Raw genomic sequence first — 23,317 nt, 5'->3', positions numbered from 1 at the left:
GGTACTATTCGAACACCAGTTCGAACACGTCGGGAGGTGTTGGTGAGCGAGATCCAGTCGGCCCTCGACGCGCTCGCCGCCGAGGACCTGCACGCGCTCACGAACGGTCAGACGTTGGAGCGGACGGCGTCGCTGGTGCAGCTGGCCAACCGGGTGGCAGCCGAGCTCATCCGGACGGTGCGACACGGCGAGTTGACCCAGGCCGCCGAGCACGACGGTCTGCGGACCATGCGGTCGTGGCTGATCGGGCACGCCCGGTTCGCGCCCGGTGACGCGTCGACGATCGTGCGGGCCGGTCGGGTACTGGAGCACCTCCCGGCGCTGGCAACGGGGTTCGCCGACGGCGAGGTGACCGCCGCACAGGTGGACGTCGTGGCTGCGAAGCTCTCGGCGGCCAAGGTCGCCCGTGCGCAGGAGCAGGGCATCGACCTCGGCGCCTTCGACCAGGACTGGGCGACGATCGCGGCCGCCGCCTCACACGACGCGCTCAAGGACGCGGTCGAGCTCTTCGACGCCGCACTCGACCCCGACGGCCCCGAGCCCGATCCCACCGAGGGTCGTCAGCTGTGGATGGTCAGGCACCCCGACGGCAGCGTGACCGGCCGGTTCGACCTGGACGCCGCGGCCGGGGAGAAGGCCCAGGCGGCGATCGAGTCGATCGTGCAGGCCAGCCGGCCGAAGGGGGACGAGCGGACGCGCGCACAGCAGAACGGCGACGCGTTCGTCCAGCTGTGCGACAACCAGCTGGCCTCCGGCGACCTGCCGATGCTGCGCACGGTCAAGCCTCACGTCGTCGTGTCCATCGACCTCGACGACCTGGTCGACCCCGCCACCGGCCCGGGCACGGCCGACATGGGCTTCGGGGCGACGATCTCCGCCGCGCGGGCCCGCTACCTGGCCTGCGACGGCAGCATCTCCCGGATCGTGATGGGCCCCGACGGCGTCCCGCTCGACCTGGGCCGCGATCACCGAGTCGTCACGCCCGGCCTGCGCAGGGCAGTCGAACGGCGGGACGGGAGCTGCGTGTTCGCCGGGTGTCGGGCGCCGAGTCACTGGTGCGACGTCCACCACCTGGTCCACTGGGTCCACGGCGGCGAGACGAACCTCGGCAACTCGGCACTGCTGTGCGAACGGCACCACACCAAGGTCCACCACGGGTTCCGGGTCGAGCGAGATCCCGGCGGGCGATGGCGCACCTGGCGACCCGACGGCACCGAGATCCTCCTCGGCCCGTTGCTCTGAACTCCTCGACCTCGGGTCCCCGGACGCGGCTCAGCCGCGCCCGGGTGCCTGCGTGTCCGCGGTCACCTCCGGCGCCCCGACGGGCGAGGGGTCGGGGCCGGTGAGTGCGGACAGCAGGGCCAGTGCGTCGGCCGACCGCGACCCTGGCTCTGCCTGGTAGACCACCAGCACCTGGTCGTCGGCGTCCGCGACGGCGAACTTCTCGTACCGGAGCTCCAGCTCGCCGACCTGCGGGTGCTGCACCCGGTACACGCCACCGCCGGGGTGGCGGTGCACGTCGTGCCGGGCCCACAGCCGCCGGAACAGGTCGCTGCGCACCGACAGCTCACCCACCAGCTCCGCCAGCCGCGGGTCGTCGACGTCCGGGCCGGCCGCGCTCCGCAGGACGGCGACCAGCTCGGCGGCCGTCGCCTCCTGCTGCGCCCCCAGGTGGAGGGCGACACGGTCCAGCAGCACGCTGCGCAGCAGGTTGGTCCCGGGGGTGACAGCGGCGGGACGGCGAGCTGCCCGTGGAGTGCGGCGTCCGGGAGCTCCGCGAGGAGATGGGCCTGGACCTGCCCGTGACGGAGCTGAACCACGTCGGGTCGCGGCAGCGCTCCTATGGCTACGAGCACACCTGGTGGGCGGCCCTGCCCGTCGACCCGGCGACCATCGTGCTCACCGAGGGGCAGGCCGTCCGCCTCTTCTCACCCGCCGAGATCAGCACCATGCAGTTGGGCTACGAGGACGACGCCGTCCTCGCCGACTTCCTCGCCGGGCCCGTCACCAGCCGACGGCGCCGTGCCGGTCGGTGAAGGTGCCGGTCGGGCCGTCGGCGCCGATGGTGGCCATCGCGACGATCGCGTCGGTGCCCTCGGTGACCGTCTGCGGGCCGGAGTGGCCGTTGAAGTCCGTCGCCGTGTAGCCCGGGTCGACGGTGTTGACCCGCAGTTCGGGCAGGAACTGGGCGTAGACCGAGGTGATCATGTTGACCGCGGCCTTGCTGGCCGAGTAGCCCAGCGTCGGCAGCGAGTGCTCGATCCGGGACTCGTCGCCCCGCACGGTGAACGAGCCCAGCCCGCTGGTCACGTTCACGACCACCGGCGCAGCCGACTCGCGCAGCAGCGGCAAGAACGCGTGCGTCGTCCGGACGACGCCGACGGTGTTGGTGTCCAGGACGGCCAGCACCGACGGGCCGTCGAACTCGTCGACGCCGGCGAACGGGCCGGAGATGCCGGCGTTGTTGACCAGCACGTCGAGCCCGCCGAAGCGCTCCCGCACCGCCTTGGCCGCAGCGGCCACGGACTCGTCGGAGGTCACGTCGACCTCCACCCACTCCACACCGAGCTCCTCAGCGGCCTGCTGCCCGCGCTCCGGGTCGCGCGCTCCGATGACCACCCGGTGCCCGTGCTCCTTCAGTCGCCGGGCCGTCTCGAAGCCCAGGCTCTTGTTGCCACCCGTGATCAATGTCGTCGTCATGCCGACAACCGTGCGCCCGTCCGGGTGGAGTCGGGTGGGCGCGTTCGACCGTATGACTGGCAGTACCACCCAGCCGCCCGCCGAGGGACGACGATGGGGGCATGGCGGAACGAGGCGACTTCGCGGCGCTGCTGCGCGCGTGGCGGGAGCGGCTGCAGCCGGCCGCCGTGGGCTTCCCGGCCGGGAACCGGCGCACCAGCGGTCTGCGCCGTGAGGAGGTCGCGCTGCTGGCCGGCGTCTCGGTCGACTACCTGGTCCGGCTGGAGCAGGGCCGGGCCGACCGGCCCTCGGTGCAGGTCGTCGCCTCGCTGGCCCGGGTGCTTCAGCTGTCGGACCTCGAGCGCGACCAGCTGCACCTCGCCGCCGGGCTGCCCGCGCCGCTGCCCACCGCCGTGCCGACGCTCATCCCGGCCAGCGTGCAGCGGCTGCTGGCACGGTTGCCCGACGTCGCCGTCGGCGTCTGGACGGCGCACTGGACCCTGCTGACCGCCAACGCGGCCTGGCGGTCGCTGCTCGGTGAGATCAGCCCGGGCACCAACCTGGTCCTCGCCCACTTCGCCGGCCGGGAACCGGAGGTGGTGTGGGCCGACGGCGATCGGGAGCGGCACGAGCGGGCGCTGGTCTCCGACCTGCGCACCGCCCTCATCCGCTACCCCGACGACCCGGCCGTGCAGGCGGTGCTCGCGCAGTGCCAGTCCTTCGACCGCTTCCAGCAGCTGTGGGCCGAGGGCACCGTGGTCGAGCACCGGTTCCAGTCCAAGACGTTCGTGCACCCGCTCGTCGGGCAGGTGACGCTGGACTGCGACGTCTTCACCGCCATCGGCACCGACCTGCGGATCGTCGCCTACACCGCGGAGCCGGGCACCGAGGACGCGTCCCGGTTCGACCTCATCCGCACGCTGGGCACGGTCGAGGTGGCACGGGGCTGACGGTCAGGCGGTCGCGGGCTCCGGCCGGTCGTGGCGGGGCATCATCAGGACGGCGGCCAGCAGCAGCACCGACACCACCGCGATGGCCAGGAAGACGTGGTGCACGGCCCCGGTCAGCAGGCCGGCGTCGACGCCCGCGCCCTCCAGCGACGCGGCGCCCACCGTGGCGTTCACGACCGCGCCGAAGGCGGCCACGCCCAGCGCGCTGCCCATCGAGCGGAAGAACATGTTGGTGCCGGTGACCACGCCGCGCTGCTGCCAGCCCACCACGGTCTGCGCGGCGATCAGGGTGGGCGCGGCCGTGATGCCCATGCCCAGCCCGATGGCGAAGCAGGTCGCGCCGACCTGCAGCACGCTCGAGGTCTCGTCCAGGAGCAGCAGCAGCGAGGCCGCAGCGACCACCACGACCGAGCCCAGCAGCGCCGTCGCCCGGAAGCCGATCCGCAGGTACAGCCGCCCGGCCTGCGAGGCCGAGATCGGCCAGCCGATGGTGAGCGCGGCGAGGGCGAACCCGGCGACCAGCGGCCCGGTGCCCAGCACCTCCTGCACGTAGGTCGGCACGTAGGAGGTGAGCCCGAGCAGGACCGCGCCGACGCAGGCCGAGATCAGGCTGGTGGTCACGATCAGCCGGTCCCCGAGCAGCGCCAGCGGGACGACGGGGTCCGCGGCGCGCCGCTCGACCAGCACGAACACCGCCAGCAGCAGCACCCCGGCACCCAGCACGCCGATGCTCTGCGGTGCGGTCCACGCCCAGGCCTGCCCGCCCTCGAGCAGGCCGAGGACGAGCAGGGTCAGCCCGGCGGTGAGCACCCCGGCGCCCAGGTAGTCGATCTGCGGGCGGCTGCGGGTGACCGTCTCGCTGAACCTGCGCCCCAGCATCCCGGCGGCCAGCACGCACAGCGGGACGTTGACGAAGAAGATCCACCGCCAGCTGACGTACTCGCTGAACACCCCGCCCAACGTCGGCCCGACGACGGAGCTGATCGCCCAGACGCCGGCCAGGTAGCCCTGCACCTTGGCCCGCTCGGACAGCGAGTACAGGTCGCCGACGATCGTCATGGCCATCGGCTGGACGGCGCCCGCGCCGATGCCCTGCACGGCGCGGAAGGCGATCAGCGCGCCCATGCTCCAGGCGAACCCGCACAGCACCGAGCCCAGCAGGAACAGCCCGATGCCGAACATCATCACGGGCTTGCGGCCGAAGACGTCGGCGAGCTTGCCGTAGACCGGGACGGTGACCGCCTGGGCCAGCAGGTAGATCGAGAACAGCCAGGGGAACTGGGCGAACCCGCCGACGTCGTCGACGATCGAGGGCACCGCTGTTGCGATGATCGTGGAGTCGATGGCCACCAGCGCCGTGGCGAGCATGACGCCGATCAGCACCGGCCCCCGCTCGGACCGGAAGCCGACTCCTGCAGACGCCGTCGCTGTGGTCACGGGGGTCCATGGTCCTCGCCCCGAGCCGATGGTGCTGAGGACAACGAACGAGCTTGCTCACACCGGATGGCAACGTGGGGGGCATGAGCGAGGTCGTCGTCGTCGGTGGGGGAGTGCTCGGGGTCTCGACCGCCGCGCACCTGGCGCAGCGCGGGGCTGCGGTCACGCTGCTGACCGAGGCCGGGCTGGCCGGCGGGGCGTCGGGGCGGTCGCTGTCGTGGTTGAACTCCGCCGGTGACCTGCCGCCCGAGTACCACCGGCTGCGCCTGCTCGGGCTGGGCAGGTACCGCGCCCTCGGCGCGCACGTCTCCTTCGCCGGCGGGCTGCGCTGGGGCGAGGGCGTCCGCGCCTCCTTCGCCCACCAGTCGGCGATCGGCTACCCGGCCGAGTGGCTGGCCCGCGACGAGATCGCCGCGCGGGTGCCCGGCGTCGACCCGATCGCGGTCCCCGACGAGGGCGCGCTGTTCAACGCGGACGAGGGCTGGGTCGACCTGCCGGCGCTGGTCGAGCGGCTGGCCGGTGACCTGGTCGCGGCCGGGGGAGCGGTGCGCGCCGGGGTCGGCCGGTGCTCCCCGGTCGTGGCCGGTGGCCGGGTGACCGGCGTCCGGGCCGGGGACGGCGTGGTCGTGGGCGCCGACACCGTCGTCCTGGCGACCGGTGCCGGTGTGCCGGGCGCCCTGGCCGAGCTGGGCGTCCACGTCCCGGACGCGACGTCCAACGCGCTGCTGGTGCGCACGCGGCCGGTCCACGTCGGGCTCGCAGCGGTGCTCAACACCCCGCGGGTGGCGCTGCGGCCGGCGCCGGGCGGGTCGCTGGTGATGGACGCCGGCTGGTCGGAGGCCGAGGTGGTCCGCCGGGAGGACGGCGGCTTCGACGTGCGCGACTCCACGGTCGAGGGCCTGCTGCGGGAGGCGTCGCGGGTGCTCGCGGGCAACCCGGAGCTGACGACGGAGTCCGTCGGCGTGGGGCGGAAGCCGATCCCGGGCGACGGCCACCCGGTTCTCGGGCCGGTGCCCGGTGTGGGCGGGCTGCACGTCGCCTTCACCCACAGCGGCGCGACGCTCGGGCTGATCGCCGGCGAGCTGCTGGCCGGCGAGGTGCTCGGCGGGGAGCCGAGCCCGCTGCTGGCGGCGTTCCGGGTCGATCGGTTCGCGGCGAGCTGAGCAGGGTGCGCGGCCGGCCTGGACAGTGACCCAGCTCGCGCAGCGGGGTGCGACGGACGCGACGACACTGACTCGTCGTGCAGCCCTGGTGTGACCGATGAACGAGTCCGTGCTGACCCCGGACGTCGAGGGCGGCGTCGCGTCCCGGGCGCCGCTGGCAGGACACGCACGCAAGGGGCTGGTGCTCGCGGCCCTGGGCATCGTCTTCGGTGACATCGGCACCAGCCCGCTGTACGCCCTGCAGACCGTCTTCTCCATCGACGACGGCGCCGTCCAGCCCACCGAGGGCGACGTCTACGGCGTCATCTCGCTGATGTTCTGGTCGATCACGCTGATCGTGTCGACCAAGTACGTCGGCGTGGTCATGCGCGCCGACAACGAGGGCGAGGGCGGGGTCATGGCGCTGGCCGCCCTGGCCCGCCGCCTCTACGCCGGGCGCGGCCGGTCCACCACGTGGCTGCTGCTCATCGGCATCGTCGGCGTCGCCCTCTTCTACGGCGACTCCGTCATCACCCCCGCGATCAGCGTGCTGTCGGCGGTCGAGGGCCTGGAGATCGCCGCCCCCGCGCTGAGCCACGTCGTCCTGCCGATCGCCGTGGTGATCCTGACGCTGCTGTTCGCCGCCCAGCGGTTCGGCACGGGCCGGGTCGGCCGGCTCTTCGGCCCGGTCACCGCCGTCTGGCTCGCCGCCCTCGCGCTCGGTGGGCTCGGCCAGGTCGTGCAGCACGTCGAGGTCCTCCAGGGGCTCTCCCCGACGTGGGCCGTGCTCTTCGTCGTCGACCACCCGGGCGTCGCCTTCGTCGCGATCGGCGCGGTCGTCCTGGTCATCACCGGCGCGGAGGCGCTGTACGCCGACATGGGCCACTTCGGCCGCCGGCCGATCATGCGCGCCTGGTTCGCCTTCGTCTTCCCGGCGCTGGTGCTCAACTACCTGGGGCAGGCGGCCCTGGTGCTGCACGTGCCCGGCGCGACCGACAGCCCGTTCTTCCTGCTCTACCCGCACTGGGCGCGCATCCCGATGGTCGTGCTGGCCACCGCCGCCACCGTCATCGCCAGCCAGGCGGTCATCTCCGGGGCCTTCTCGCTGTCCCGGCAGGCCATGCAGCTGGGCCTGCTCCCGCCGCTCACGGTCAAGCAGACCTCGGAGGAGGAGAGCGGCCAGATCTACCTGCCGGGGGTCAACGCCGTGCTCTTCGTCGGCGTCCTCGTGCTGATGCTCAGCTTCCGGTCCTCCGAGCGGCTCGCGACCGCCTACGGGGTGTCGGTCACCGGCGCCCTCGTGGTCGACACCGTCCTCCTGCTGATCGTGGCCCGGGTGCTCTGGCACTGGCAGCCGTGGAAGCTGGCGCTGGCCGCCGTCGGTTTCGGGGCGGTGGAGCTGGTCTTCCTCGCCGGCAACCTGTCCAAGGTCGCGCACGGTGGCTGGCTGCCGCTGCTCATCGCCGCGCTGGTCTTCACGGTCATGACCACCTGGCGGCGCGGCCGGGAGATCGTCAGCGCCAACCGCCGGCGGATGGAGGGCTCGATGGCCGACTTCGTCGAGGACGCCCGTCGGCACGGCAAGTCCCGGGTCCGCGGCGTCGCGGTGTTCCCGCACCCCAGCAAGGAGACCGCTCCGCTGGCGCTGCGGGCCAACACCCAGCACAACCACGTGCTGCACGACACCGTGATCATCGTGTCGATGGCCTCGGCCAACGTGCCGCACGTGCCGCCGGCCGAACGGCTCACCGTCGACGACCTGGGCTACGCCGACGACGGCATCCAGCACGTGTCGGTCCGGCTGGGCTTCGCCGACGAGCCCGACCTGCCCGCCGCCCTGCGCCAGGCGCGCGACGAGGGGCTGCTCGACCCGCCCGGGGTCGACCTGGACGGCGCCTCGTACTTCCTGTCCCGCGGCTCCATCCGGCGCACCGCCGCCCCGGGCATGGCGCCCTGGCGCAAGACGCTCTTCATCGGCCTGGCCAAGGGGGCGGCGAACCCGGCGGCGTACTTCAACCTGCCGCCGGACTCGACCGTGACGATGGGCAGCGACGTCGAGGTCTGAGCCGGCGCGTCAGGTCGTGGGGCTGCCCGGGACCGCACCGGACGGCGGTGCGCCACCGGGGCCGCCCGACGGCGGGGTGCCACCGCGGCCACCAGGGGCACCGGAGGGTGCGCCGTCGCCGGAGAGCTGGCCCCCGGTCGGGGTGGTCGTGGTGTCGACGCCGACGGTGAGGGACACGGTGAGACCGCTGCTGACGTCGCCGGTGACGGTGCCGAGCTGGCTGGCTCCGCCGTCGTCGCCGAAGACGTTGTCCTCGGCGAGGCTCACCTGCGCCAGGGTCCGCACCGAGGACTCGTAGCCGGCGGTCGCGTACACCGTGGTGCAGACGTCCTCGGGCAGGGCCACCTGGGAGGTGGCGATCGCCGTGGTGGAGTCGGTGATGCTGGCCTGGTCGGGGTACACCTCGAAGTGGACGTGCGGCCACCGTCCGGTGTAGCAGGCCGGGAAGATGCTGGTGAAGGTCACCTTCCCGTCGGCGTCGGCGATCTGCACGCCGCGCAGGTAGTTCTCCTCGGTGATGCCCTCGGAGTAGAGGGAGTACCCGCCGTCGCGGTCGCAGTGCCAGACGTAGACGGCCACGCCGGCGAAGGGGGCGCCGCCCTGGGCCAGGTCGGTGATGGTCAGCTCGAGGGTCATCGGCACGCCCTCGGCGGTCCCGCTGGCGTCGCCGAAGCTGGAGCGGATGTCGCTGCGCACGATGCCGCTGAGCGCCAAGACGTCCGGTCCGTTGGAGCCGTCGCCGGGGTAGGGGCCGGCGGTCTCGTCGGGGATCTCCCCGGACGCCGCGGAGGCGGTCGCCGCCGCGGTGCTGCTGGTCGACCCACCGCCGCAGGCGGCGAGCCCGGCAGCGGCGGCGCCCAGGCCCAGGACGCCGAGCATCCTGCGGCGGCTGAGCAGGGTCCCCAGGTCGAAGCCGAGACCCTGGTCGACGACCTCCTCCTGCGGCCTGGCCAGTGGCCGGCCCTCGTAGGTGGGCTGCTGTCCGTGCGTCATGTCGTCCCCCAGTCGTCCTGCTGTCCGTCGGGGCCGACGGTGCCGGGGCGACCTGTGCGGGGAGCTGTGCTCGCTGTGCTGTCGCTGTGGACCGCCTACCGCGTGGGGACCGGGGAGAGGTGCGGAGCGTGTGCACCGGACGGCTCACCGCCGAAGCCGGCCAGTGGGCCGGAGTAGGGCTTGGGCGGTGGTGGGGCGAACTCGCCGCGCTTGCCGGTGGTCAGCCCCAGCCGGACCAGCCCCTCGACGGTGACCACGGCCGCCGCGACGCCGTCGACCACCGGCACGCCCACCCGCACGGTCAGCTCCGCGGCGAGGTCGGCCATCCCCGCGCAGCCCAGCACGATCGCGTCGACGCCCTCGGTGGCCACGACGTCGGCGCACTCTGCGGCGATCCGTGCCCGCGCCGCCGGGTCGGTCTCCAGCGCCAGGACGGCGATCTCCACCGCCCGCACCGTGCGGCAGTGCTCCCGCAGCCCGTAGCGGGCGGCGAGGTCCCACGCGCGGCCGGTGGTGCGCGCCAGCGTCGTCACCACGCCGAAGGAGCGGCCGAGGTGGGTGGCCACCCGCATCCCGGCCTCGGCGATGCCGACCACCGGCCCGGCGGCCAGCTCCCGGGCGGCGTCCAGGCCGGGGTCGCCGAAGCAGGCGACCACGTGGCCGTCGGCGCCGCCGGCCTCCCCGGCCGCGATCTGGGCGAGCAGACCGGGGACGGCCAGCGCCTCGTCGTAGTGGCTCTCGATGGACACCGGCCCCATCGCCGGGTTCACCGCGACGACCGCGGTGCCCGGGCCGGCGGCGGCCCGGGCACTGCGCCCGATCAGGTCGGTCATCGACGCGGTGGTGTTCGGGTTGACGACCTGGATCAGCACTGGGTTCAGGCGAGCGTTCCGTCGGAGACGCCGGCCTCGGCCGGGTCCAGCTGCGGCATCATCGGGCGCACCCGCTCCAGGCCGGTGAAGAGGACGAACCCCAGCGCGCACCCGATGAACCAGCCGTAGTCGCCCACCGAGGCGAAGAGCGTGAGCAGCACGGTCGGCACGCCGGCGCCCGCCACGGCCATGACCGCGTTGGGGTTGTAGCCGCCACGGAACCAGTACCGGCCGGTCGGGGCCATCGAGTACAGGTCGTCCACGGCGATGCGCTGCTTGCTGGCCAGGTAGTAGCCGGCGATGAGGATGCCGAACAGCGGGCCGATCAGGCTGCCCAGGATGCCGAGGCTGAAGCGGATGCCCTCGGCGCTGTCGTACCAGTTCCACGGGGTGAGCAGCACCGAGCCGACGGCGGCGATCATCCCGCCGGCGCGCCAGCTGATCCGCTGCGGCGAGACGTTGGAGAAGTCGAACGCCGGGGCGATGAAGTTGGCGACGATGTTGATGCCGACCGTCGCGATGACGAAGGTGAGCCCGCCCAGCAGGATCGCGAAGGTGGAGTCGATCGCCTCGACGGTGGCGATCGGGTCGGTGATCAGCTCGCCGAACACCGGCACGGTCGCCGACGCGCAGACGACGGTGAGCAGGGAGAAGAAGAGGAAGTTCAGCGGCAGGCCGAGCAGGTTGCCCCGCTTCACCGCGGCGAAGCTCTTGCCGTACCGGGCGAAGTCGCCGAAGTTCAGCATCGGGCCGGAGAAGTAGGAGACCACCAGCGCGATCGCGCCGAGCATCGTGGACACCGTCGCCCAGCCGCTCAGGGTCGGGCCGGTGTGCAGGCTCAGGTCGATGTCAGCCCAGCCTGCCTGGGAGACCAGGTAGCCGGCCAGGACGATCATGACCACGTAGACGGCCGGGCCGGCGAAGTCGATGAACTTCCGGATCGTCTCCATGCCCCGCCAGAACAGCGCGGCCTGGGCGACCCAGAGGACGGCGAAGGAGATCCAGCCCAGCGCCTCCAGCCCGAGGAACGAGTGCTCGAGCAGCGTCTCCGAGCCCGGCACGAACTTCAGCCAGATGATGTTCAGGCTGCTGGCGGCCAGGAAGGTCTGCACGCCGTACCAGGCGACGGCGATGAGCCCGCGGATGATCGCCGGGATGTTCGCGCCCTTGACGCCGAACACGGCCCGGTTGATCACCGGGTACGGGACGCCGGTCTGCTGGCTCGGCTTGGCGACCAGGTTGACGAACACCTGGACGATCACGATCCCGACGACGAGTGCGATGAGCACCTGCCAGGCGGCGATGCCGAGGGCGAAGAGGCTGCCGGCGGTCACGTACCCGCCGACGCTGTGCACGTCGGACATCCAGAACGCGAAGATGTTGTAGGAGCCCCAGCGCTGCTCGCGCAGGGGAGCGAGGTCGGCGTTGGTGAGCCGGGGGTCGTAGCCCTCGGCGACGAGGGCGCCGTCCGGTGCGGCGGCCGAGGGGGCCGTCGCGTCGAGCGTCACCAGTTCGGGTGCGGTGGTGGTCATGGGGGCTCCTGGCGGATCGTCGGCTGGTGCGCGGCAGCGGCGGGGTCCGTCGGGATCCGTGGTCCAGCAGGGGGAGCGGCCGTCGCGGATCCGACGGCGCGAACGCTAGGGAGCAGGTGTTGCCCCCGGATGACGTCGCGGGTATATCCGCTCAGGGGTCGGCGGGGAGGTCCGCGACGATCTGCTGCAGCCGCCGGTAGTGGACGTCGGTCAGCTCGACCAGCGCTGCGGCGTCCCGGGCGGCGAAGGCGTCGAGCATCCCGACGTGGTCAGCGGCCAGCGCCGCGGTGGCCTCCGGTGAGGCGTGCGACATCGGCCGGCCCGGCTCGGTGACGTTCCAGGCGCCCTCCAGCATCCGCAGCAGCCGGTGCATCTGACAGGGCGCCAGCAGCGCCAGGTGGAACCGCCGGCTCCAGCGGTGGTGGTCCGCCGAGCCACCCCGGGCGGTCGCCGCCTCCAGCTCCCGCAGCGCCGTCGCCGCCGTCCCGACGTCGGCCGGGGTGGCCCGGGCCACCGCTGCGGTGATCGCGGCGTGCTCCAGCGACGCCCGGACGACGTAGAGCTCGGCCAGCTCCTCGCGGGTGAGCCGGGCGACGACGTAGGCACCGCGCACCTGGTGGGCGACCAGCCCCTCGGCGACCAGCGTCTTGAGCGCCTCGCGCACCGGGATGGAGCTCAGGGAGAACCGGGCCGCGACGTCGTCCACCGGGATCGGGGCCCCGGGCCGGACCCGGCCGGACAGGATCGCCGCCCGCAGCTCCTCCAGCACCAGCGTCTGCGACGGGGTGTCGTGCGGCCCGGCGAGGGCGGCGACCCAGGGCGCGGTCGGGCGCTGTCGGGCCATGCGACCTCCTCCGGAGCGGGAGCCGCGGACGCTAGTGGAGGCGTGTTACGAGTCGTCGTCCCGACGTCCGGTGGACACCGCGGGGTCGCCCGGGCTCGCTACGCTCCGCCCCACCCCGGTCCGGCAGGGCGTTGCCGGTGCAGACAGGAGCCCTTCCGTGGACGCCGGTACCGACACCCTGCAGAAGGCCCTGCAGATCAACCTCGACCCCCGCTGGTACGGCACGATCGCCGAAATCGGTGCCGGCCAGGAGGTCGCCCGCTGGTTCTTCCGGGCCGGCGGCGCGGCCGGCACGGTGGCCAAGTCGATGTCGGCCTACGACATGTCGGTCAGCGACGCCGTCTACGGCAAGTCCGACCGCTACGTCTCCAAGGGCCGGCTGCAGGCGATGCTCGACCACGAGTACGAGCTGAACATCGACCGGCTCGGGGAGGCCCGCGGCGACGAGACGGCGTTCTTCGCCTTCGCCGACACCGTGGTGGCCCGCAGCTACCGGGGCGGGAACGAGTGCCACGGCTGGATGGGCGTGAAGTTCCAGGCGTCGCCCCGCGACGAGCCCAGCCAGGTCGTCCTGCACGTCCGGATGCTCGACGACGAGGCCGCGCTGCAGCAGGAGGCGCTCGGCGTGGTCGGGGTCAACCTGCTGCACGCGGCCTTCTTCGCCCACCACGAGCCCGAACGGCTGGTGGAGGCCCTGCTCGACCGGCTGACCACCGGGCGCATCGAGATCGACATGATCGAGCTCCAGGGCATCGAGTTCCGGTCCGTGGACAACCGGCTGATGGCGATGCAGCTGGTGCAGCTGGGGCTCAGCGGCCTGGCCATGTTCGGCCCCGACCGGCAGGTGCTGCAGCCCAGTGAGGTGCTGCGCAAGCGCGCCGTCCTGGTCGAGCGGGGCAGCTTCCGCCCGCCCACGGTGGTCAACGTCGCCATGCTGGAGGCGGCCGAGGCGGAGTTCGGCAAGGACCCGGCGGTGGCCGGCCGGGAGGTCCTGGTGCTCACCGAGCTGACCATGGCCAACCTGCGCGCCGGCGGGAACGCCGTCGACCGCCGGGACTTCCTGGCCCGCGCGGACCTGCTGGCCGCCTGCGGGATGACCGTGCTGATCTCCGACTTCGCCGCCCACCACCGCCTCGCGTCCTACCTGAGCTCACGCACCGACGGCCGGATCGCCATGGTCATGGGCGTCCCCACCCTGATCGACCTGTTCGACGAGTCGGCCGCAGCACTGCTGCCCGGCGGCATCCTGGAGAGCTTCGGCCGGTTGCTGAAGAACGACCTGAAGCTGTTCGTCTACCCGATGCTGCGGGACGGCGAGGTCACCACCGTCGACACCGTCCGGGTGGCCGAGGAGCTGCAGCCGCTCTACGACTACCTCTTCCGGCGGGGGAGCTTCGTGGGCCTGTCGGACTACCGGCCCGAGCACCTGGCGATCCTCAGCCGCGACGTGCTGCAGCGGATCCCCACCGACGACGAGAGCTGGGAGGCGATGGTGCCCCCGGAGGTCAGCGGCCTGATCCGCAAGCGCGGGTTCTTCGGCTACCGACGCGAGCGCTGATCCTCGGCCGGATGATCGTCGGCCGGCTGGTCGTCGAACTCCGCGGCCCACGCGGCGTGCTCGTGCCGGGCCCACCACGCCGGGACGGTGCCCGTGCGGATGCCGCGCATCGCCGTGGGGTCGCGCAGTGCGTGGTACAGGTGGCCGAACACCAGCAGCCCGAACGCCAGCGACGTCCAGTCGTGCACCAGGGTGGCCCCGGTCCGCCAGCTCAGCGGGGCGAGGTCGGTGGCGAGCATGACCGCCCCGGTGAGCAGCAGGACGGCGCCGCCTCCCGCGCTCAGTGAGCCGTTCAGCTTCTGCCCGGCGTTGAACTTGCCCACCGGGATCGTCCCGTCGCGCCGGGTCCGCGACCGCAGCCACCGCCAGTCGCGGGCGGTGAAGCGGTCCAGCTCGGCGACGTCGGCGCGCACGCTGCGGAACGCCAGCCCGGCCAGGACCGGCACCGGCAGGGCGAACCCGCTCCACACGTGCACCGCCTCGACCACCGGCCGGTGCCCGACCAGCACCTGCAGCTCGCTGTTGTAGAGCACCGCGGCCGTGGCGATCAACACCAGCACCAGGACGCCGGCCACCCCGTGCACCCAGCGCACCGCGACGCTGAACCGGGGCAGCTCGCGCTCAGGCGGTCGGGTCATCGTCGCGCCCGTTCGTGGTGCCGACCCAGCCGTCCAGGTCGTACCCGCGCCGCTCCCAGTACCCGGGCCGGACGTCGGAGGTGAGCTCGATGCCGCCCAGCCACTTGATGGACTTGTAGCCGTACATGGGTGCGGCGAACAGCCGCACCGGGCCGCCGTGGTCGTGGGTGACCGGGGCGCCGAGCATCTGCAGGGCGACCAGGACGTCGGGGCGGCGGGCCTGCTCCAGGGTCAGGTTCTCGGTGTACTCGCCGTCGAAGGAGGTCAGCCGCACCGCAGTCGCGCCGTCGGTCGGGCCGGCCAGGTCGAGCAGGTGCGACAGCGGCACGCCGACCCACGGCACCGCGCGGACCCGCCAGCCGGTGACGCACTGGAAGTCGCGCACCAGCTCGGTCTGCGGCATGGCCTGCAGCGCGGCCAGGGTGTGCTCGGCCGGGCGCTCGACCAGCCCGGACACCGCCAGTCGGTAGCCCGCCGCGCTCGCCTCGGGCACGGCGCCGGTGACCGAGTAGAAGCGGAAGCTCTCCCCGGCGGGGAGGGCCGCGAGCAGGCCGGTCGGGTCGCGGATCTGCAGCTCGGCCACCAGCGGGGTCAGCCGTTCCTGCAGCGCGGCGCCGCCGACGATGCCCACCGCACCCAGGCCGAGCAGGCCGAGGAACACCCGCCGGCCGACCGGGGCGCCCTCGGGACGGCGGTCGGCGGAAGGGGTCATGCCGCCGAGTATCGGCGCCCAGGCCGGGCAGCGGTGGCCGATGGGCAGACTGGGGCGGTGACGTTCTCCTCCCTCTCGCACCTGGAGTGCTCCCGCGACAGGTCGCGGCACGACGCCGACGTCGTCCAGGGCACCTCGCCGCTGGGCGCTCCGCTGCTGGCCCGTTACGACCTGGCGCAGGTGGCCGACACCGTGACCACGGCCGAGATCGCGTCCCGCCCGCCGACGCTGTGGCGGTACCACGAGCTGCTGCCGGTGCGGGACCCCGCGCACGTGGTCACCCTCGGCGAGGGCATGACGCCGCTGCTGGACCTGCCCACCCACGGTGCCCGGCTCGGCGTCCCGGGGCTGCGGATGAAGGACGAGGGCCTGGTGCCGACGGGTGCGTTCAAGGCCCGCGGCGCGGCGGTCGGCGTCTCCCGGGCCAGGGAGCTGGGCGTGCGCGGCATCGCGATGCCCACCAACGGCAACGCCGGGGCGGCCTGGGCGGCGTACGCGGCGCGGGCCGGGATGGAGGCGCTGATCGCGATGCCGGTCGACGCCCCGGAGATCACCCGCCGGGAGTGCGTCGTCACCGGCGCGGAGCTGTACCTGGTCGACGGGCTCATCGGCGACGCCGGTGCGCTGGTCAAGGCCGCGGTCGCCCGCCGCCCCGGCTACCAGGACACCGCGACGCTGCGCGAGCCGTACCGCATCGAGGGCAAGAAGACGATGGGCTACGAGATCGCCGAGCAGCTGGGCTGGCGCTGCCCGGACGTGATCCTCTACCCGACCGGCGGCGGGGTCGGGATCATCGCCATCCACAAGGCGCTGCTGGAGCTGCGCGAGCTGGGCTGGATCACCGGCGACCTGCCGCGGCTGGTCGCCGTCCAGGCCACCGGCTGCGCGCCGATCGTGGACGCCTTCGCCGCCGGGCTCACCGAGAGCACCCCGCCGGCCGATCCGCACACGGTGGCCTTCGGCATCACGGTGCCCAAGGCGCTCGGTGACTTCCTGGTGCTCGACGCCGTCCGCTCCACCGGCGGGACGGCGATCGCGGTGACCGACGAGGAGCTGCTGGCCGCCCAGGTGGCGCTGGCCCAGGACGAGGGCACCTGGGTCTGCCCGGAGGGGGCGGCCTGCTTCGCCGCGGTCGGGCAGTTGCGGGAGGCCGGCTGGCTGGACGGCACCGAGCACGTCGTCGTGCTCAACACCGGCACCGGACTGCTGTACCCCGACACGGTGCCGGTCGACGTCCCGACGCTGGCCAAGGACGGCGTCATCCCCTGAACGCGCGCGACGCGCGCCCGCCCGGGTGGGCGGACGCGCGTCGCGGGGGACGGGAGGTCAGGCCTCGCCCATCACCAGGCCCTCGATGTCGTGCTTCTGCGTGATCGGGGTCAGCTCGTCGACCACCGGGCACTTCAGGTGGGCGCGCACCGACTCCGGCAGCGTCTCCCAGAAGCCCTTCGTGACGGCCAGGTCGTGCATGGCCCCGTGGCCGGCGCCGGGGGCGTCGACGCCCAGCACCAGCACCGGGCGGGACTTCGCCGACTGGTTCGCCGTGCCGCGGTGGATGGTGAGTGCGGAGCGGATGGAGATGTCACCGCGCTTGGGGTACTTGCGCACCGCCCGCTCCTCGTACCGGGACCACAGGTCCTTCGGCGGGAACATGTCGTGCTTGAACGACGGGTCGTGGTCGAACTGGGTGCCCGGGGCGACCTCGAAGGGGCCCATGTCCTCGGCGGTGTCGACCGCGGTGGCGTTGATCGCCAGCGAGTTGATCTGCTTGTCCCGGTAGGTGAGCTCCGGGCTCGGGAAGTCACGGTGCCAGGGCTGGTTCATCGCGCCCTCGAACGGGATGTCGAAGCCGACCTCGACGATCTCGTAGTCCGGGCCGAGCACGGCCTCGCAGACGCCGGTGACGGCCGGGTGGGTGACCAGCTCGAGGAAGCCGCTGATCTGCTCGGGGTGCACCTCGACGTACCAGCGGTTGGGCCCGCGGCCGATGGCGCCGTTCTCCCGGGAGCGGGCCTCCTCGAAGGCGACCTGGATGTCACGGTTGAGCTGGTCGGCCCAGTCCGGCGAGAAGGCGCCGGGGACCCCGACGATGCCGTCGGTGTAGATGCGGTCGCGCATGGCCTGGACGTCGATGTCCGTGGGGGCCTGGGTGCTGGTCGTCATCGTGTTCTCCCTCGCAGTGGGTGCCCCCAGTTTGCAACGTTGCATGCCCGTGCGCAACAGGTAGCGTCGGGAATCTCGGAGGGACCTCGGGAGGGGACGGCGATGGTGCGGCTGAGCGACGTCGCGGTGCACGCGGGTGTCTCGGTGCGCACGGTCTCGAACGTGGTGAACGACTTCCGCCACGTCGCCCCGCACACCCGCGCCCGGGTCCAGGCCAGCATCGACGAGCTCGGCTACCGGCCCAACATGGCCGCCCGGAACCTGCGCCGCGGCCGCACCGGGCTGCTCGCCCTCGTCGTCCCCGAGATCGACTCGCCCTACTTCTCCGACCTGGCCGCGCGCACCGTGCGGATCGCCGAGGACGAGGGCTGGACGGTGCTCATCGACCAGACCGACGGCGACCCCGCCCGCGAGCGGCGGCTGCTCCACGGCGAGCGCAGCCAGCTCGTCGACGGCGTCATCTTCAGCCCGTGGTCGGTGCCGGCGCAGGAGCTGGCCAGCCGGTCCGACGCCACTCCGATCGTGCTGCTCGGTGAGCACGACGGTGCGCCGCCGGTCGACCACGTGGTCATCGACAACGTCCGCGCCGCCGAGGAGGCCGTCGGGCACCTGGTCGCCCGGGGCCGCACCGCCATCGCCGCGATCGGCGTCCGGCCCACGCTGGGCAACGCGACCGCCCACCAGCGCCTGCTGGGCCACCGCCGCGCCCTGGCCACCGCCGGGATGGAGCCGCGCAGCGACCGGGAGGCGCCGGTCGGTTCGCTGCACCGCGCGGAGGGGCACCGGGCGATGACCGAGCTGCTGGACTCGCTCGAGCCGCCGGACGCCGTCTTCTGCTTCAGCGACCAGCTCGCCCTGGGGGCCCTGCGGGCCGTGGTGGACGCCGGGCTGCGGGTGCCCCGGGACGTCGCCGTCGTCGGGTTCGACGACATCGAGGACGGCCGGTACGCCGTCCCGCGGCTGACCACCGTCTCCCCGGACCGCGACCAGATCGCCCGGCTCGCGCTGCAGGTTCTCCGCGACCGGCTGGCCGGCGACGACACCCCCGCCCGGGTGCACACCGCCGGCCACCGCCTGGTGGTCCGCGAGAGCAGCTGAGCTCAGGCCGCCCGCACGCCCCACGCCGCGTCCCAGCGGGCGCCCGGCTCCAGGGTGAGCAGGTCGCGGCCGGTGTTGAGGGCGTCGGGCCCGCAGGTCATCGCCTCGACCGCCAGCGCGTGCCGGTACCGCTCCGAGCCGGCCGGGAAGTAGTCGGAGGTGTAGACCTGCCACCAGCCGAACGCCGGGTCGGCCCACACCTCGACCACCCGCTCGCCACCGGCAACCCGCGCCACCTGCCCGGTGACGTCGGTGAACGCGGTGTCCAGCGACCGCCTGCGCAGCGGCGCACCCGAGCGGAAGTCGCGGTCGCCGCCGTCGACCGGGTGCAGTGCGACCGGCCGCAGCCGCTCGTCGGTCTGCAGCCAGCTGCCCGCGGGGAGGGTCAGCTCCAGGTCGTCGACGCCGCAGCCGGGCAGCACCACGTAGGGGTGCACGGCGACCCCGAACGGGGCGGTGTCCCAGCCGGTGTTCACGACGCCCATCGCGCAGCGCAGCCCGTCCTCGCCGACCGACCAGCGCACGGTCAGGTCGAGGGCGAACGGGTAGCCCGGCTGCGGCTCGACCGCGATGCCCAGCTCGACGGCGTCCCCGGTCAGCTCGCGCACCTGCCAGGCGGCGTAGGCGACCAGGCCGTGCAGCGCGCAGCCGGTGGCCGCCTCGTTGACCGGCAGCTGCAGCTCCTGCCCGCCCCAGCTCCAGCGCCCGTCGGGGACCCGGTTGGGCCAGGGCGCCAGCACCAGGCCGTGGTAGGCCGAGGCCACCTCCCGCTCGCCGAGGGCGTCGACGACCTGGACGCCGTCCACCCGGTAGCCGCGCACCCCGGCGCCGGTGCGGCCGATGACCGCTTCGTGCCCGCCCGACCGGATGGTCCAGCTGCGCTCGCCGGTCATCTGCGGACGGTCCCGGCGAGGTAGCGCTGCAGGACCACGACGGCCAGCAGGATGCCGCCGCTGACCAGGTCCTGCCAGTTCGAGTTCAGCGACCCGACCTGGTTGATCACGTTGGCGATGACCTGCAGCAGCAGGACGCCGACCAGCGTGCCGAAGATCGTGCCGGCGCCGCCGGCCAGCAGTGTGCCGCCGAGGACGACCGCGGAGATCGCCTGCAGCTCGGTGCCGACCCCGATGATCGCCACGCCCGAGGACGTGTAGCTGGCGATGAGCACGCCGGCGAACCCGGCGAGCAGCCCGCTGGCGGTGTAGGTGATCACCTTCGTGCGCGCCACGGGGAGGCCCATCAGGTCCGCGGCGTCCTCCTGGCCTCCGATGGCCAGCACGGTCGGGCCGAAGGAGGTGCGGTGCAGCACCAGCGCGCCGAGGCCGAAGAAGACGACCACGATCCAGATCGGGTACGGGATCCCGAGCAGGCTGCCCTGGGCCAGGTTCCGGAAGCCGCTGTCGGCCGGGACCTTGTTGACCGTGGCGCCCTCGTCGCTGATGAACAGCAGCAGACCGCGGGCGAACAGCAGCCCGGCCAGGGTCACGATGAACGGGGCGAGCTTGCCGTAGGCGATCACCAGGCCCTGCACGAGCCCGATCGCCCCGCACACGACCAGCGGCACCACGATCGCGGCGAGCGTGCCGTACTCCTGCGCCGCCCACGCGGCGAGCACGCCGCCGAGGGCGAACACCGAGCCGACCGACAGGTCGATCCCGCCGGTGAAGATCACGAAGGTCATGCCGAGGGCGATGACGGCCAGGAACGAGGCCTGCAGGCCGATCGACCGGATGTTGGGTCCGGTGGCGAACGAGTCGAACTGGAAGCTGGCCACCAGGCACAGCAGCACCAGGACGGCGAGCGCGCCCTGCCGCTGCACCCGCTGGACGAACTTCAGCCGGCGGGCGGTGGCGTCGGTGCCGGCGGCCTGGGGTGTGGTCTCGATGGTGCTCATGCGCGCGACCTCCGCCGCTTCCGGGTGCCCACCTGGGCGTACACGGCCAGGACGACGATGACCGCCTGCACCATCTGGGCGACGGAGTTGGTGATGTCCTGGGCGACGAGGGTGTAGGTGATCAGCTGCATCAGCAGCGCACCGGCCACCGTGCCCAGCACCCGCACCTGGCCGCCGGTCAGCGGCGTGCCGCCGACGACGACCGCGGTGATCGCGGTCAGCTCGACCAGCCGGCCCAGCGTGGCCGGGTCGCTCGCCTGGTTGCGCCCCACCAGGAGCACGCCGGCCAGCGCGGCCAGCAGGCCGGAGAGCACGTAGACGGTGGTGAGCACCCGCTTCACCGGCAGGCCGGCGAGCTGGGAGGCCCGGGCGTTGCCGCCGATGGCCATCAGCTGGCGCCCGAACGTCGTCCGGGACATCAGCACCCAGACGAGCACCGCGACGACGATCGCGACCAGCACGACCCACGGGACGCCGAACAGGTCCCCGCTGCCCAGCTCGCGGAAGCCGGGGTCGCGGATGCTCTTGATCTGGCCGCCGACGATGTTGGCCAGGCCGCGCAGGCCGACCATGATCGCCAGCGTCGCGATGATCGGCTGCACCCCGATCCTGGCCACCACGCTGCCGGCCAGCGCGCCGGAGAGCACGCCGGCGATCAGCCCGACCGCGATCGCGCCGAGGGTGCCGTAGCCGATGTAGAGCGGGATGACCGCGGCGGTCATCGCCATCACCGCACCGACCGACAGGTCGATACCGCCGGTGCCGATGACCATCGCCATGCCCAGGCTGACCACGATGATCGGCGCGACCTGCACCATCTGCAGCCGCAGCGACCCGGTGCTGGCGAAGTTCGGCGTGATGGCCAGGTTGACCAGGACCAGCGCCACCAGGCCGAGGTAGACACCGTTGCGGCGGAACCACTCGCCGTCCGGCCGGCGACGCGAGGTGGTCGCCGCCTCGCCGGGCGGGGCGGCCGGTGGGGGAGCGGGCGCGGTGCCCGCTGCGGTCGCGGTGTGTTCAGCCACGGTGGTCCCCTCCCGGGGTGGTGGGGTGGGTGCCGACGGCGTTCGCGCCGGTGCCCGGGCCGGGAGGCGGCCCGGTGGGGTGCTCGTCGGGGATGCCGCCGGCGAGGACGCGGAGCAGCTCGGCGGAGGTGAGCCGGTCGCCGTCCAGCTCGCCGGAGACGGCGCCGTCGTGCAGGACCACGACCCGGTCGCTGCCCTCGACGAGCTCGTCCATCTCGCTGGAGACCAGCACCACGGCCAGCCCCTGGTCGGCGAGCTCGTCGATGAGGCCCTGCACCTCGCGCTTGGCGCCGACGTCGATGCCGCGGGTGGGCTCGTCGAGCAGGAAGACCCGCGGCTCGGTGGCCAGCCAGCGGGCGATGAGCACCTTCTGCTGGTTGCCGCCGGACAGCTCGCGCACCTTCTGCCGCGGGCTGGAGGCCTTGATCTGCAGCCGGCGCATGAAGGTGTCGACGAGGGCGTCGATCCGGGCGTCGGAGACCATCCCGCCGCGGGCCATCTTGGGCAGCACGGCGAGCGCGATGTTGTCGCGCACCGACATGTCCGGGACGATCCCCTCCGCCTTGCGGTCCTCCGACAGCAGCGCGATCCCCGCGCGGAGCGACCGGCTCACCGAGCCGGCCTTCACCTTGGTGCCACCGACCTCGACGTCGGCTGCGGTGGTGGTCAGGTCGCCGTAGATGGCCTTGAGCGTCTCGCTGCGCCCCGAGCCCAGCAGCCCGCCCAGGCCCACGACCTCGCCGGGCCGGGCGGTGAGCCCCACGCCGCGCAGCCGGTTGGGGACGTCGACGCCGGAGACCGACAGCAGCGGGGCGTCGCCCTGGGCGTGCGAGGCGCCGAAGTCCGTCGTCCCCTCGGCGCGGACGTCGCTCACCTCGCGGCCGAGCATCAGCGCGACCAGCTTCACCCGCTCGAGGTCGGCCATCGGGCCGGTGTGCACGGCCCGGCCGTCGCGCAGGACGGTCACCGTGTCGCACAGCGCCCACAGCTCGTCGAGGCGGTGGGAGACGAAGACCAGCCCGACGCCGGAGGCGGCCAGGGTGCGGGCGACGCCGAAGAGCGTCTCGACCTCGCGCACCTCCAGGGAGGACGTCGGCTCGTCCATGATCACGACGCGGGCGTCGATGGAGACGGCGCGGGCCAGGGCGACCATCTGCTGCACGCCCAGGCCCAGCGAGCCGAGCTCGGCCCGGACGTCGACCTCGATGCCCAGCCGCTGCACCAGCTCGGCGGCCTGCCGGTTGAGGGCGCGGGTGTCGACGAGGCCGAAGCGGCGCGGCTCGCGGCCGAGGTAGATGTTCTGCGCCACGGTGAGCAGCGGGACGAGGTTGATCTCCTGGTAGATCGTGGAGATCCCGGCGTCCTGGGCGTCGGCGGGGCGGGAGAAGGCGACGGGGTCGCCGAGGAAGCGGACCTCGCCGGCGTCGGCGGCGTGCACGCCGGTGAGCACCTTGATGAAGGTGGACTTGCCGGCCCCGTTCTCGCCCACCAGGGCGTGGACGGAGCCGGGCTCGAGGGTGAAGTCGACGCCGCGCAGGGCGTGGACCCCGGCGAAGGACTTGGTCACCCCCGAGACGGTGAGCAGCGGGCCGTCGTGGGGGCGACCCGGAGGACGGCCGGGGGTGGTGGTGAGCGGGTGGGACACCGGACTCCTCGTCGAGCGGTGTTGAGCCGGCGCCCCCGTCCGCGGGGGACGGGGGCGCCGGTCAGGTGGG

The 23,317-nt window shown here is 73.3% G+C and carries 21 protein-coding genes and 1 pseudogene; 8 read left to right on the top strand and 14 right to left on the bottom strand.

Annotation, left to right across the window (positions count from 1 at the left end; all coding sequences use genetic code 11):
• Window positions 1–42: 42 nt before the first annotated feature.
• A complete protein-coding gene (locus GCU67_RS09445) occupies window positions 43–1,242 on the top strand; it encodes a DUF222 domain-containing protein (protein WP_163610967.1) in 1,200 nt (399 codons plus the stop codon).
• A 30-nt stretch (window positions 1,243–1,272) separates the two neighbouring features.
• Here the strand turns inward: GCU67_RS09445 and GCU67_RS09440 are convergent.
• Window positions 1,273–1,719, bottom strand: a pseudogene (locus tag GCU67_RS09440) (MmyB family transcriptional regulator); the annotation flags it as partial.
• 32 nt (window positions 1,720–1,751) lie between these two features.
• Here GCU67_RS09440 and GCU67_RS09435 point away from each other — a divergent pair.
• Window positions 1,752–2,036, top strand: a complete 285-nt coding sequence (locus GCU67_RS09435) for an NUDIX hydrolase (RefSeq protein ID WP_163610966.1) — start codon at window positions 1,752–1,754, stop codon at window positions 2,034–2,036.
• Here GCU67_RS09435 and GCU67_RS09430 read toward each other — a convergent pair.
• Window positions 2,005–2,700 carry an SDR family NAD(P)-dependent oxidoreductase gene (locus GCU67_RS09430; RefSeq protein WP_163610965.1) on the bottom strand — a complete coding sequence of 232 codons (696 nt, stop codon included), beginning with the start codon at window positions 2,698–2,700 and terminating at the stop codon, window positions 2,005–2,007. The genes GCU67_RS09435 and GCU67_RS09430 overlap by 32 nt on opposite strands.
• 101 nt (window positions 2,701–2,801) lie before the next feature.
• Between GCU67_RS09430 and GCU67_RS09425 the strand changes: the two genes are divergently transcribed.
• Window positions 2,802–3,629, top strand: a complete 828-nt coding sequence (locus tag GCU67_RS09425; protein WP_163610964.1) for a helix-turn-helix transcriptional regulator — start codon at window positions 2,802–2,804, stop codon at window positions 3,627–3,629.
• Between the two features lie 3 nt (window positions 3,630–3,632).
• Here the strand turns inward: GCU67_RS09425 and GCU67_RS09420 are convergent, their stop codons facing one another.
• Window positions 3,633–5,066 carry an MDR family MFS transporter gene (locus GCU67_RS09420; protein ID WP_338104898.1) on the bottom strand — a complete coding sequence of 478 codons (1,434 nt, stop codon included), beginning with the start codon at window positions 5,064–5,066 and terminating at the stop codon, window positions 3,633–3,635.
• 83 nt (window positions 5,067–5,149) lie between these two features.
• On the opposite strand from GCU67_RS09420, the gene GCU67_RS09415 reads away from it, so the two are divergent.
• Together GCU67_RS09415 and GCU67_RS09410 are read left to right on the top strand one after the other, a co-directional pair.
• Window positions 5,150–6,229 carry an NAD(P)/FAD-dependent oxidoreductase gene (locus GCU67_RS09415; protein WP_163610963.1) on the top strand — a complete coding sequence of 360 codons (1,080 nt, stop codon included), beginning with the start codon at window positions 5,150–5,152 and terminating at the stop codon, window positions 6,227–6,229.
• Window positions 6,230–6,326: 97 nt separating this feature from the next.
• On the top strand, window positions 6,327–8,273 hold the full coding sequence (locus tag GCU67_RS09410) for a potassium transporter Kup (protein ID WP_163610962.1): 1,947 nt from the start codon (window positions 6,327–6,329) through the stop codon (window positions 8,271–8,273).
• 9 nt (window positions 8,274–8,282) lie between these two features.
• Here the strand turns inward: GCU67_RS09410 and GCU67_RS09405 are convergent, their stop codons facing one another.
• The 4 genes from GCU67_RS09405 to GCU67_RS09390 all read right to left on the bottom strand — a co-directional run bounded on the left by GCU67_RS09405 (window position 8,283) and on the right by GCU67_RS09390 (window position 12,514).
• Window positions 8,283–9,266: an intradiol ring-cleavage dioxygenase gene (locus GCU67_RS09405; protein WP_163610961.1), complete on the bottom strand. Its 984-nt coding sequence runs from the start codon at window positions 9,264–9,266 to the stop codon at window positions 8,283–8,285.
• A 95-nt stretch (window positions 9,267–9,361) separates the two neighbouring features.
• Entirely contained in the window at window positions 9,362–10,138 is a 777-nt protein-coding gene (locus GCU67_RS09400; RefSeq protein WP_163610960.1) for an aspartate/glutamate racemase family protein, read from the bottom strand.
• Between the two features lie 5 nt (window positions 10,139–10,143).
• Entirely contained in the window at window positions 10,144–11,670 is a 1,527-nt protein-coding gene (locus tag GCU67_RS09395; protein ID WP_163610959.1) for an NCS1 family nucleobase:cation symporter-1, read from the bottom strand.
• A gap of 151 nt (window positions 11,671–11,821) precedes the next feature.
• Window positions 11,822–12,514, bottom strand: coding sequence for a GntR family transcriptional regulator (locus GCU67_RS09390; RefSeq protein WP_163610958.1), 693 nt, complete (start codon window positions 12,512–12,514; stop codon window positions 11,822–11,824).
• 157 nt (window positions 12,515–12,671) lie between these two features.
• On the opposite strand from GCU67_RS09390, the gene GCU67_RS09385 reads away from it, so the two are divergent.
• The gene (locus GCU67_RS09385; RefSeq protein WP_163610957.1) at window positions 12,672–14,072 is read left to right on the top strand and encodes a TonB-dependent receptor; all 1,401 of its coding nucleotides are present in this window, start codon (window positions 12,672–12,674) and stop codon (window positions 14,070–14,072) included.
• On the opposite strand, the gene GCU67_RS09380 is transcribed toward GCU67_RS09385, so the two are convergent.
• Together GCU67_RS09380 and GCU67_RS09375 are read right to left on the bottom strand one after the other, a co-directional pair.
• On the bottom strand, window positions 14,054–14,710 hold the full coding sequence (locus tag GCU67_RS09380) for a cytochrome b/b6 domain-containing protein (RefSeq protein ID WP_163610956.1): 657 nt from the start codon (window positions 14,708–14,710) through the stop codon (window positions 14,054–14,056). The genes GCU67_RS09385 and GCU67_RS09380 overlap by 19 nt on opposite strands.
• Window positions 14,694–15,422, bottom strand: a complete 729-nt coding sequence (locus GCU67_RS09375) for a molybdopterin-dependent oxidoreductase (RefSeq protein ID WP_163610955.1) — start codon at window positions 15,420–15,422, stop codon at window positions 14,694–14,696. Before GCU67_RS09375 ends, GCU67_RS09380 begins: the two co-directional genes overlap by 17 nt.
• 57 nt (window positions 15,423–15,479) lie before the next feature.
• Here GCU67_RS09375 and GCU67_RS09370 point away from each other — a divergent pair, with 57 nt between their 5' ends.
• Complete coding sequence (locus GCU67_RS09370) at window positions 15,480–16,691, top strand: threonine synthase (RefSeq protein ID WP_163610954.1); 1,212 nt, start codon at window positions 15,480–15,482, stop codon at window positions 16,689–16,691.
• A 57-nt stretch (window positions 16,692–16,748) separates the two neighbouring features.
• Here the strand turns inward: GCU67_RS09370 and GCU67_RS09365 are convergent, their stop codons facing one another.
• Entirely contained in the window at window positions 16,749–17,585 is an 837-nt protein-coding gene (locus GCU67_RS09365; protein ID WP_163610953.1) for a phytanoyl-CoA dioxygenase family protein, read from the bottom strand.
• 102 nt (window positions 17,586–17,687) lie between these two features.
• On the opposite strand from GCU67_RS09365, the gene GCU67_RS09360 reads away from it, so the two are divergent.
• On the top strand, window positions 17,688–18,683 hold the full coding sequence (locus tag GCU67_RS09360; RefSeq protein WP_163610952.1) for a LacI family DNA-binding transcriptional regulator: 996 nt from the start codon (window positions 17,688–17,690) through the stop codon (window positions 18,681–18,683).
• Window positions 18,684–18,685: 2 nt separating this feature from the next.
• Here GCU67_RS09360 and GCU67_RS09355 read toward each other — a convergent pair whose 3' ends face one another.
• From GCU67_RS09355 to GCU67_RS09340, 4 genes are read right to left on the bottom strand one after another with little or no spacing between them, the layout of a single operon-like run.
• Window positions 18,686–19,576: an aldose 1-epimerase family protein gene (locus tag GCU67_RS09355; RefSeq protein WP_163610951.1), complete on the bottom strand. Its 891-nt coding sequence runs from the start codon at window positions 19,574–19,576 to the stop codon at window positions 18,686–18,688.
• A complete protein-coding gene (locus tag GCU67_RS09350) occupies window positions 19,573–20,577 on the bottom strand; it encodes an ABC transporter permease (RefSeq protein WP_163610950.1) in 1,005 nt (334 codons plus the stop codon). The genes GCU67_RS09355 and GCU67_RS09350 overlap by 4 nt, the downstream gene beginning before the upstream one ends.
• On the bottom strand, window positions 20,574–21,602 hold the full coding sequence (locus tag GCU67_RS09345) for an ABC transporter permease subunit (protein WP_163610949.1): 1,029 nt from the start codon (window positions 21,600–21,602) through the stop codon (window positions 20,574–20,576). Before GCU67_RS09345 ends, GCU67_RS09350 begins: the two co-directional genes overlap by 4 nt.
• On the bottom strand, window positions 21,595–23,247 hold the full coding sequence (locus tag GCU67_RS09340; protein ID WP_338104897.1) for a sugar ABC transporter ATP-binding protein: 1,653 nt from the start codon (window positions 23,245–23,247) through the stop codon (window positions 21,595–21,597). The genes GCU67_RS09345 and GCU67_RS09340 overlap by 8 nt, the downstream gene beginning before the upstream one ends.
• Window positions 23,248–23,317 lie beyond the last annotated feature (70 nt).

The organism is Modestobacter muralis (genome assembly GCF_010682105.1).
GTDB classification, from domain to species: domain Bacteria; phylum Actinomycetota; class Actinomycetes; order Mycobacteriales; family Geodermatophilaceae; genus Modestobacter; species Modestobacter muralis.
Note: the sequence above shows the minus strand (reverse complement) of the source record. Positions and strands in the feature narration are given on the sequence as shown.

Bases quoted from the DNA above. Each gene is read 5' to 3' on its own strand.
- GCU67_RS09430 (WP_163610965.1), bottom strand. From the start codon at position 2,700: ATGACGACGACATTGATCACGGGTGGCAACAAGAGCCTGGGCTTCGAG.
- GCU67_RS09425 (WP_163610964.1), top strand. From the start codon at position 2,802: ATGGCGGAACGAGGCGACTTCGCGGCGCTGCTGCGCGCGTGGCGGGAG.
- GCU67_RS09415 (WP_163610963.1), top strand. From the start codon at position 5,150: ATGAGCGAGGTCGTCGTCGTCGGTGGGGGAGTGCTCGGGGTCTCGACC.
- GCU67_RS09410 (WP_163610962.1), top strand. From the start codon at position 6,327: ATGAACGAGTCCGTGCTGACCCCGGACGTCGAGGGCGGCGTCGCGTCC.
- GCU67_RS09405 (WP_163610961.1), bottom strand. From the start codon at position 9,266: ATGACGCACGGACAGCAGCCCACCTACGAGGGCCGGCCACTGGCCAGG.
- GCU67_RS09395 (WP_163610959.1), bottom strand. From the start codon at position 11,670: ATGACCACCACCGCACCCGAACTGGTGACGCTCGACGCGACGGCCCCC.
- GCU67_RS09390 (WP_163610958.1), bottom strand. From the start codon at position 12,514: ATGGCCCGACAGCGCCCGACCGCGCCCTGGGTCGCCGCCCTCGCCGGG.
- GCU67_RS09380 (WP_163610956.1), bottom strand. From the start codon at position 14,710: ATGACCCGACCGCCTGAGCGCGAGCTGCCCCGGTTCAGCGTCGCGGTG.
- GCU67_RS09375 (WP_163610955.1), bottom strand. From the start codon at position 15,422: ATGACCCCTTCCGCCGACCGCCGTCCCGAGGGCGCCCCGGTCGGCCGG.
- GCU67_RS09365 (WP_163610953.1), bottom strand. From the start codon at position 17,585: ATGACGACCAGCACCCAGGCCCCCACGGACATCGACGTCCAGGCCATG.
- GCU67_RS09360 (WP_163610952.1), top strand. From the start codon at position 17,688: ATGGTGCGGCTGAGCGACGTCGCGGTGCACGCGGGTGTCTCGGTGCGC.
- GCU67_RS09355 (WP_163610951.1), bottom strand. From the start codon at position 19,576: ATGACCGGCGAGCGCAGCTGGACCATCCGGTCGGGCGGGCACGAAGCG.
- GCU67_RS09350 (WP_163610950.1), bottom strand. From the start codon at position 20,577: ATGAGCACCATCGAGACCACACCCCAGGCCGCCGGCACCGACGCCACC.